Here is a 9,591-nt window from a genome sequence, read left to right as displayed (position 1 = left end):
TATGCGATAAATATAATCCCAAAAAAATATTAATTTTATTATATATCACAACATTAGGTATAAATATCATTTTATTTATTTTAATATCTCAAAGTGAATTTCATATTTTATTTATATCAGCCCTTGTTTTTATTAAAGGTATTTTTTCTGAAATGGAACCAGCTGTAAGAAATTCGTATCTCCCATTTTTGGTTTCCCCACAATTTATATATTCAGCTGTTTCTTTATATTCTACAGTTTTAAATATTTCAGGTGTGTTAGGTCCTGCAATAGCAGGTTATGCTTTAATTAAATTATCACCAAATTATTTATATCTAACTCAAGTCATAGGACAAAGTATTATTTTAATTTCAATTCTATATTTGCCTATTAAATATTTAAAAATGAATACAAATAGAGTTGAATTAAAAAAATATGATTATAAATATATTTTCCATTTTTTAAAAAATAAGAAAGAATTATTATTTATTTTTATATCTGGATGCCTTTCTATGTTTTTTATATATCCTTACATCCCAATGATGTCCGCTTTTGCTAGTTTAAATAATAATTATGGACCTGAAATATATGGCAATTTTTTAATGATATCCGCACTGGGATGTATTATAGGATCGAGTTTTGTAACTTTTTTAAACAAAAAAATACGGATTCACTTTATATTTATATCGATTCTTTTTTCTAGCGTTATGCTGATGGTAATAGGTTATTCTAAACAATTATTGATGATTGCTATAGGATTATTTCTTGTCGGATTTTTTAGCCAATTTGCAAGAACAATGAACCGAATTTATTTTCAAATTCATGCTCCAGAAAAAATAAGAGGTAGGTTAATTAGTATCTCTCTATGCGATAGAGGATTTATTCCATTAGGTGTTTTATTTTCAGGATTTTTATCAGAATTATATTCTATCTCAAATGTTTTTATTTTTCTTGGTTTAAGTTGTTTTCTATTTCTCATAACTTTGGCGTTTATTTTTTATTTTTCAGAAAAAAGGTATTTAATCAATGATAATAAATAAATTTAAAATAATTTTTTACGTTTTATCTTTTTTAATGACGACTTATTCTTTTGCAAATGTTCATGAAAAAAGAGATATTGCAATTCAAATTAATGAATTAAGAATTGACTATAGTGATAAACGAATCATAGCTCTCAGTTTATCAGCAATCGAAATGTTAGATATCATGGGTGTAAAGCCAGTAGGTATTTCCCTAACAGGTTCCCAAACTTTACCATATTATCTTGCATCTAAAATGAAAAATGTTGAAATTGTAGGAAGTGTAGCTAATCCGAGTCTAGAACGCATTCAATCCTTAAAACCAGACTTAATTATAATTGATCGCATTTATGAAGAACAAAAAGAAATTGTAAATAAGTTAAATAAAATAGCTCCTGTTTTAAATATTCGATCGGAAGATTATAAAAGTACTTTAAATGTCTTAAAACAAATTGGACAGGTCTTTAAAAAAGAGAAAGAAACAACTCATTTTATAAATAAATTTAATAAAACAATTTATGAAGTAAAGCAAAATTCATCAAATAAAAAAAGAACGATTTTAGCAATTTATATAACAAATAATAAAATTTGGGCTTGGACAGATAAATCGTTTTTAGCTTCTCTCTTACAAGAAATAAATGTGGATTATGCATTCAAAGAAAAAAGCAATTCTCCATACAAAGATTTAACGGAATTAAATTTTGAAAAAATTTTGGAAATAGACCCAGATAAAATTCTTGTCTTTGAAGATCCAGGGAAAGATCTCATTCCATTTTTAGAAAAAAATTCTATTTGGAAAAATTTAAAATCAGTAAAAAATAAAAATATATCTGTTGTCAATAGGGATATTTGGTCAAGAAGTCGTGGTCCACTTGCAGCAGAGGTTATCGTAAAAACCATGGAAAATGATTCAAAATGAATTTTATGTCAATAAAAATTCAAATATTAATTCCATTTCTTCTTTTATCTTTAATGTTAGCCATATTTTTTAGTTTACAAATGGGAACAGCTCAAATTGATTTTAGAACCATAATAAAATCATGGCAAAATTTAAATTTAAGCAAAGAATATATTATTATTTATGAAATAAGACTGCCAAGAACGCTTCTTGCCGCTTTAATTGGAGCAAACCTATCTGTTGCAGGTGTTCTTATTCAAACTTTAAGTAGAAACCCATTGGCTGATCCTAAAATAATGGGGGTTTCTGCAGGTGCTGCCTTCGTTATTGTTGCTTTATCTTTTTTTCAAATAAATATTTCACCAAACTATTTTGTTCCTGTAACTTTTTTGGGAGCCTTTTTAGGAGGATTATTTGTATTTAGTTTTTCTACGATAAGAAGTATTTCAATTGGAAAATTTGTTTTAGCTGGAGTTTCAGTCAGTAGTTTTTTATTTGCTTTATCAACTGGGATGATGATTCTTTTAGGGGATAGTGCAGGAATGATATACTCCTGGCTTGCAGGAGGTTTTTCGGGTGTTGGCTGGCATGAACTTAAATTAATATTACCTTGGTCTATTCTATCATTATTCGTATCTTTACTTATTTCAAAATATTTAAATGTTTATATTTTAGGAGATGAAATTGCAAAAGGACTTGGATTAAATTTAAATAAGCTAAAAATTTTACTTTGTGTATTGATTATTTTTTTGACAGGTTGTTCTGTTAGTGTTTCTGGTGCCATCGGATTTATCGGTCTCATAATCCCACATATAACAAAAAAAATAGTTCCACAGAACTATTTTTTGATCATTCCAGTTAGCGCCATTTTAGGAGCACTTGTTTTGGTTTTGTCGGATATGTTTTCTCGTTATCTATTTATGCCAAATGAAATTCCTGTTGGTGTTCTAACCGCATTTATTGGGTGTCCTTTTTTTCTTTATTTAATTCGAAAATATAGCTAAAAAGGAGCATTTCGTGAATTCAATTTTTAAACATAATTTGTCCAATACAAAAGTAGTTTTAAATATATTCTTTTTGTCTTTTCTTTTAGCTTTATTTTTCATTTTAGGAAATATTTTTGGAGATGTTAAAGTTCATTTAGATTTTACCTTTCCTCATATTTTTTATAATTTAAAAAATAATATTATAGTATATGAATATAGACTTCCAAGAACATTAGTAGCCATATGTGTAGGGGTCAATTTTTCTTTAGCTGGTTGTATTTTACAATCTATTACTAGAAATTCTTTAGCAGCTCCAAATATTATTGGGATCAATTCAGGGGCAAGTTTTTTTTCTGTTCTTTCTTTATTTGTATTGACTCAGTCCCTATTTTTTATTTTACCAGTAGCAGCGTTTTTCGGAGCAATTTTTTCTTGCATTCTTGTTTATCTAATCTCTTATAAAAATGGAATAAACCCATTTCGATTAATTCTTACAGGAATTGCAATCGATATTTTATTTCAAGCAGGAACTTCTTTTATATTAATTCACAATTCTCTCGAAGTAGGATCTGCTTTTATGTGGCTATCGGGGAGTCTTTGGGGAAAAACATGGGGAGATTTTTATTTTATTCTTCCATTTACCATAATTGGTTGTTTCGTTACTTTTCTTTTTTCTCATAAATTAAAAGCATTTCATTTGAATGAAGAATTAATAATAGGAATTGGAATAAATGCAAATAAAAATAGAGTTATTTTATTATTTATTTCTGCATTTTTATCTGCAAGTGGTGTCTGTATTGTAGGTCCCATTGGATTTATTGGCTTGATTGTTCCTCATTTAGTAAAAATATTGGTTGGATATCAATATAAAATAGTTATTATATATTCTGGTTTAATTGGAGCTATTTTAGTTGTTTTTTCTGATATGATGGGAAGAACTATTTTTGCTCCATTTGAAATACCTGCTGGCATTATTGCTAGTTTAATTGGATCCCCATACTTTATATATCTATTAATAAAATCGAGGTTTTAATTATTTTATGAATGAAGAGATACACAGTGAAAAATTAAATCTTTGTTATAAAAAAATAAATGTCATTGATAATTTAAATATTGTGATTAAAAAAAATAAAATTACTGCTTTGATTGGAAGCAACGGATCAGGAAAATCTTCTATTTTAAAAGCATTATCACGTATTATAAAACCTTCAAGAGGAGATGTTTATTTAAATGGGAAATCAATTTATCAATATACAAATAAAGAAGTGGCAAAATTATTATCCATTTTACCACAAGCTCCGGAAGCTCCCTTAGATTTTAGTGTTTTGCAATTGGTTCAATTGGGTAGATTTCCAAATCAAAATTTTATAGGCTCATTAAATAAACACGATCATGAAAAAATAGAATGGGCTCTTTTATCTACCGATATGTTTGAATTAAAAGATAGAAAACTATCCGAATTGAGCGGAGGTCAAAAACAGCGGGCATGGATTTCAATGGCTTTAGCTCAAGGCGGAGATTATTTATTTTTAGATGAGCCAACAACTTATTTAGATATGAAGCATCAAATTGAAATATTAAATGTTTTAAAAAAATTAAATGAAAACGAAAAAAAGACAATTGTTATGGTTCTTCATGATATCAATCAAGCTGCAAAATATGCTCAACATATAATAGCAATAAAAAAAGGTAAAATTTACTTTGAAGGCAGTATTCCAGAAGTCATGAATGCACAAAGAATTGAATCTATTTTTGGTGTGAAAGGCATAATTATTAACGAGGATAAAATGAATACACCATTATTTTTTCCAGAAGAGGTCTCAAATGTTTGAACAGATAGCTAAATTAGCAATTTTAAGTCGTTTATTTCAATCTATAATTAGAGAAAAAATTATTAAAAAAGAAAGTATTTCTTTTTTAAGTAATGATAAAATTGAGATTCATATTTCGCCTAAATTAAAATTAATTGCTTTTATCAAGTCTTTTTTTTCTTTTGAACGATTTGATTTAGTTAAAAATTTATATTTAGAAAATTCTGGTATTGTTTCAGAAATTTCTCACCCTAATGATTTATTAGATTTAATAAAAGAGCAGTGGCTGCAAGAAAATGAAAATTCGGTAAATAGTTTTGATCAATTTCAAATTGAAATACAAAATAGTGTTTCAAATATGATATTAGCTCAAATGTCATTTGAAATGAATAAATCCTCATTTGAAAATGATAAAATAGAATATGGAATTAACAATTCATTCGATTGGGTATTAAAACAAAAAGAAAAAAATAAGAAATTTAGTTCACTTTCTTTTTATGAACAAAGTGTTTTAAATGGTCATCCTGTTCATCCTGGATCAAAGACGAGAATGGGTATGAACCTTGAAGATCTCATTCAATATTCCCCTGAATGGCGTAAAATAGTTTCATTAAAATTAGTTGCTATTGATAAAAAGTATTCCAAAGTAACAATGGATAAAAATGGATATTTATGCGATATTTTATTTGAAGATTATCCTGGATTAGAAGAAAAATTTAAATTAGAAATGAAGGATAAGGGACTGAATTATGAATTTTACGACTTAATACCTGTGCATCCTTGGCAACTAAAGAAAACAATTCATCAAATATTTCCTGATCAATTAAAGGACAAAAAAATTATACCTATAAATTCATTTGAAATAAAAGCCCGCTCTTTGATCTCATTTCGATCATTTGCTCCTGAATCGCTTGAAATTAATAATTCTCATCATATTAAAACTTCCATTAATTTATTGACAACGAGTGATGTTCGTACCATTTCTCCAAGAGCGACTCAAAGTGGTCCATTGATATCTCATATTTTAAATTCAATTCAAAATAATTTAAAAGAATTTATGGAAGGAAAATTTAAAATACAATCTGAAATTGCAGGAATTTATTATAACGAACATTCAGATAAATATTCAAAGTTAGAAAAAGCTAAATTAGGTCAAAATTTAAGTTGTATTTTAAGAGATAATCCTGAAAATTATGTAAAAAATCAGGGAATTTGTATGCCTGCGGCTGCACTTTTAGAAAGATCACCATTGAGTAATAAAATAATATTAAATGAAATAATTGATATTTATAAAAAAGAAAAATATTTTAATTCAGAAATCGATGGTGCGATTTCATTTTTTAAAAAATATATTGATTTATCTATCCCACCATTATTAACACTTATGAGCAAATATGGAATAAGTTTAGAAGCACATATGCAAAACAGTATGGTTGCATTTCGAAATGGAGAACCTATTTTGTTGATCGTAAGAGATTTCTCTGATATTCGTATTTCTGAAGAAAGATTGTTAAAACATAATTATTTTATAAATTTAGATATTCAAAATTCTATGATATTTTGTAAAAATATTTCTGTATTGCATAAAAATATTTTTTATTCATTTTTTCAATCACATATTGGTGAAATCATAATTACTTTAAATCGAGAATTTGGTATTGAGGAAAAGCTATTATGGAAAATTGTAAAGAATAAATGTTCTGATACTTTTAATGAACTTAAAAAAGAACCTGATTTTAAAGAGCAAATAGAAGAAGATGAATATGAACTATTTAAAGAGAATATTCAATTAAAAGCATTAACAAAAATGAGGTTAATGGGTGAAATGTGTGAATATTATTTTGTGGACATTAAAAATCCATTAAATGGTATTGAATAAATTAATGGTTATATCTTGTCTTTCAAAAATATAACCATTCCATTTAGGGCTATGACTTCAAATAACTTCATTATTTAAATTTAAGAAAATCTTTCTAATATTCTCAGAACCCATTGTTTGAATTAATTCCATGTTACCAATTCAATAATTTTGTCATCTTGATCTCTTATATAAACGCCTGTGGCATTTGAATAAGCATAAATTTTTGGTGACATTCCATGTAATTGAATCTGTGATGGTGTATGAATTTGTAAAAATGAGTTTGAATCTTTATTCGGGTCGCCAAAATAGGAGTTCAATGACCAATTACCAGAATCTGTTAAATAGAATTTAAATCTTTTTTTTCCAGTTGGGTCATAAAAATAAAATGTATCTGATGCTGAACCAGAATTAAAGACAAGTTGGCATCCTGGAGGAAAATCAGAATTGGATGGACAAGAATAAGAGTAGCCATCGTAATTACGCTTTATTTGCGTGTTATCCAGAGTGCTAATATTTACTGCATAGTCAGCAAATGAAATATTTGAATAAAATACAGGAATAACGCTTAAAAATATTTTTAAATATAATTTTATGCTCATAATAAAACCTTCTATTAATATGATGGGACACTAACAGGCCAAGGAATTAAATTATTTGGATCGCTGCTATTAGAGTTAAGAAAGGCAGTTGAACCCGAAGAAATACCCGTGTTTGATTTTAAATCCTTATATTCTTGAGCCTTACTAAAAACAAATTCACTATTATTTTGTAATCGACTATTTAAATCATTTACTAAATTATCGAGTACTGGAAATTGATCATTAATGCCAACATATAAAACATATTCACCAATACTTGCTTGTTTACTTGGTTTTTCAAACGTAACTGTATGTGATACGGTTCTTGAATTTTGAAAGGACACGCTTTTATTGATCTCTTGACCAATCGCACCGCTTAGATCTACTCCATTAATTGGTATTTTTAATCCGATTGACCAAGATAATGTTGTTGAAGAAGTATTTGTTAAGCCTGTTGTGTATGAAAATTGAAAGGATTGAGAAGTGTCAGGACTTAAATAACTTTTTTGTTCTAACTTCCAAAAGCTTAAGTATTCAACTTTATTTCCTGAAAACATATCATCAAAGAGTTGTTTTTTTTCGGAGCAATTACCTCCATTTCCATCACATATTTGATAGTATGAACTTGGAGCCAAAGGCAATTCAATAAGTGAAATAGGTGTATTATAATTATATGAAAAGTAAGGATTCACATCGACATAATTGTCTGTATTAATGACCTCATTTGTTCCAGGTTGTTCTAAGGTATAAGCTTGGTTAGAAGTGCTGACATAACCGTCACCATCCTGTGTAAATTTTATGCTTAATTCAGCACTTTTTTTTGTATTTTTATCATAAGCAGCAATACGAAAGACGCCATTTCCCAAATCACCAATTTCAAGACGAGTATTACAAACGGGTTGTTGCATGCAATTTAGCTGAATAGGAAAATTCTTAAATCCCCCAGAAATATACGCATTATTGAGACTAATATCGTTTAAATCCAATTTGCCATATACATTTGGGAGATTTCCTTGATGGTCTTTTGTGTATTGTTTTAGCCCCTCTAAGTCTGTCAATGGAGCAGGAATAAGATCATTTTTTTCTTTCAGGGATTTCCCTTGTAGTGCATTTATATTCAAAAAGTTGATGTTTTGATTCATTTTATTTAAAATATTTTGCGAGTCAGCGTAACTTTGAGAATGAAAAAAGGCAAACGAAACAAACAACAATGAAGTACATTTAAATTTAACGTTTTTTAGCATATTAACCCTTTCTTTGCGTTAAATAGACTGCCAAAATAATTAAATATTTTTTGGGTATCTTTAAAAGTAATTATGGATTTGTAATTTCTTTGGACACCTTAGAGTATGTAAAAATATTTATAACTGAATGATTTTTTTATAATTAATATTTTATTCTCTTATTATGTAATATTATCTTACATGGTATTTTGAGCAGGAGATGATATTCAAGTAAGGGTTATTTTAGCTAAAGGTAATATTAAATAATAGAATTAAGATTGCTTTATTTTTTAAGATTTTTTATTAATTAAAAACCCGTTAGATATTTCTGAATAAATTAATGGTTTCATCTTGTCTTTCAAAAGGAAACATATGCCCCCCATTTGGAATGATATGCCATTTTAAATTAGGAAAAAATAATTTAATCCAATTTTTTGATTTTGGATTACATGTATCGCTATACTCGCCAATTAAAAATATGGGTTCTATATTATTGCGGATTTGTTTTTTTATTTTAAGAAAACCATACCATGCAGCAAATGGATATTCTTCAAAAATATAACCCTCCCATTTAGGAGTATGCCTTAAAATAACTTCATTATTTAATTTAAGCTCTTTAAAGCTTCCTTCAATATAATCTTTGATAATTTCATCTGGCCAATTTTTCATTAATTTGCTTTTTTTAAGTTCCTGAAAAGCAGATTCAATAGAAGCAAATTGGACTTTACGACGATTTACTTTTTTACTCATAGGGCTTAAATGTCTTTTATTCATAATATTTAAAATAGACCAAAGAATGATTATATTTGGTTTTAATATGGGTGGATCTAATAAAACCAGTTTATGGAAAGTAAGTGTATTTGAAGAAAGTAGAGAAATCCATGCTCCTAAACTGTGTCCACTTAAAATCCATTTTGTTTCTTTCGGTTTTTTTTGTTGAATTTTATGAAATAAATTAGAATGATCTTCTGTTAATATTTGCCATGCCCAAGTCGTCTTTTTATGTATTGCGGGATTCATTGTTAAATCTGTTTTGCCAAATCCTCTTATATCGTAGGTATAAATAGAGCAATTTAATTCATTTGACATTTTTTCAAATAAACTTTTATATGTTTGGGCGGGTATCCCATTTGCATGAGCAAAAAATAAGGCTTGTTCGTTTGAATTTTTATTTTGGGAATGGAATTCATAAACTTCAAAACCGTCAATCGTACTTTGTATCATGAGTGACCTTTC

9 protein-coding genes are annotated in these 9,591 nt (G+C 27.5%); 6 read left to right on the top strand and 3 right to left on the bottom strand.

The window, feature by feature from the left end:
* The 6 genes from ACIQ56_RS02925 to ACIQ56_RS02900 form a co-directional block, all read left to right on the top strand.
* Positions 1-1,019 (top strand): MFS transporter (locus ACIQ56_RS02925; protein ID WP_397599584.1); only part of this gene is annotated, 1,019 nt, incomplete at its 5' end.
* Positions 1,006-1,917 (top strand): ABC transporter substrate-binding protein, encoded by a 912-nt coding sequence (locus ACIQ56_RS02920; protein ID WP_397599583.1) that lies wholly within the window; start codon positions 1,006-1,008, stop codon positions 1,915-1,917. The genes ACIQ56_RS02925 and ACIQ56_RS02920, both read left to right, overlap by 14 nt.
* Entirely contained in the window at positions 1,914-2,900 is a 987-nt protein-coding gene (locus tag ACIQ56_RS02915; RefSeq protein ID WP_397599582.1) for a FecCD family ABC transporter permease, read from the top strand. Before ACIQ56_RS02920 ends, ACIQ56_RS02915 begins: the two co-directional genes overlap by 4 nt.
* Positions 2,901-2,913: 13 nt before the next feature.
* Positions 2,914-3,915, top strand: a complete 1,002-nt coding sequence (locus ACIQ56_RS02910) for a FecCD family ABC transporter permease (RefSeq protein ID WP_397599581.1) — start codon at positions 2,914-2,916, stop codon at positions 3,913-3,915.
* 7 nt (positions 3,916-3,922) lie between these two features.
* Positions 3,923-4,714 (top strand): ABC transporter ATP-binding protein, encoded by a 792-nt coding sequence (locus ACIQ56_RS02905; protein WP_397599580.1) that lies wholly within the window; start codon positions 3,923-3,925, stop codon positions 4,712-4,714.
* A complete protein-coding gene (locus tag ACIQ56_RS02900) occupies positions 4,707-6,572 on the top strand; it encodes an IucA/IucC family protein (protein ID WP_397599579.1) in 1,866 nt (621 codons plus the stop codon). The genes ACIQ56_RS02905 and ACIQ56_RS02900 overlap by 8 nt, the downstream gene beginning before the upstream one ends.
* Positions 6,573-6,694: 122 nt before the next feature.
* On the opposite strand, the gene ACIQ56_RS02895 is transcribed toward ACIQ56_RS02900, so the two are convergent.
* The 3 genes from ACIQ56_RS02895 to ACIQ56_RS02885 form a co-directional block, all read right to left on the bottom strand.
* A complete protein-coding gene (locus tag ACIQ56_RS02895) occupies positions 6,695-7,153 on the bottom strand; it encodes a hypothetical protein (protein WP_397599578.1) in 459 nt (152 codons plus the stop codon).
* Positions 7,154-7,167: 14 nt separating this feature from the next.
* Complete coding sequence (locus ACIQ56_RS02890) at positions 7,168-8,376, bottom strand: hypothetical protein (RefSeq protein WP_397599577.1); 1,209 nt, start codon at positions 8,374-8,376, stop codon at positions 7,168-7,170.
* Between the two features lie 297 nt (positions 8,377-8,673).
* The gene (locus tag ACIQ56_RS02885) at positions 8,674-9,579 is read right to left on the bottom strand and encodes an alpha/beta fold hydrolase (protein ID WP_397599576.1); all 906 of its coding nucleotides are present in this window, start codon (positions 9,577-9,579) and stop codon (positions 8,674-8,676) included.
* Positions 9,580-9,591: the final 12 nt, after the last annotated feature.

Source organism: Silvanigrella sp. (assembly GCF_044369315.1).
Classification (GTDB): Bacteria; Bdellovibrionota_B; Oligoflexia; order Silvanigrellales; family Silvanigrellaceae; genus Silvanigrella.
This window is presented reverse-complemented; position numbering and strand designations above follow the sequence as displayed.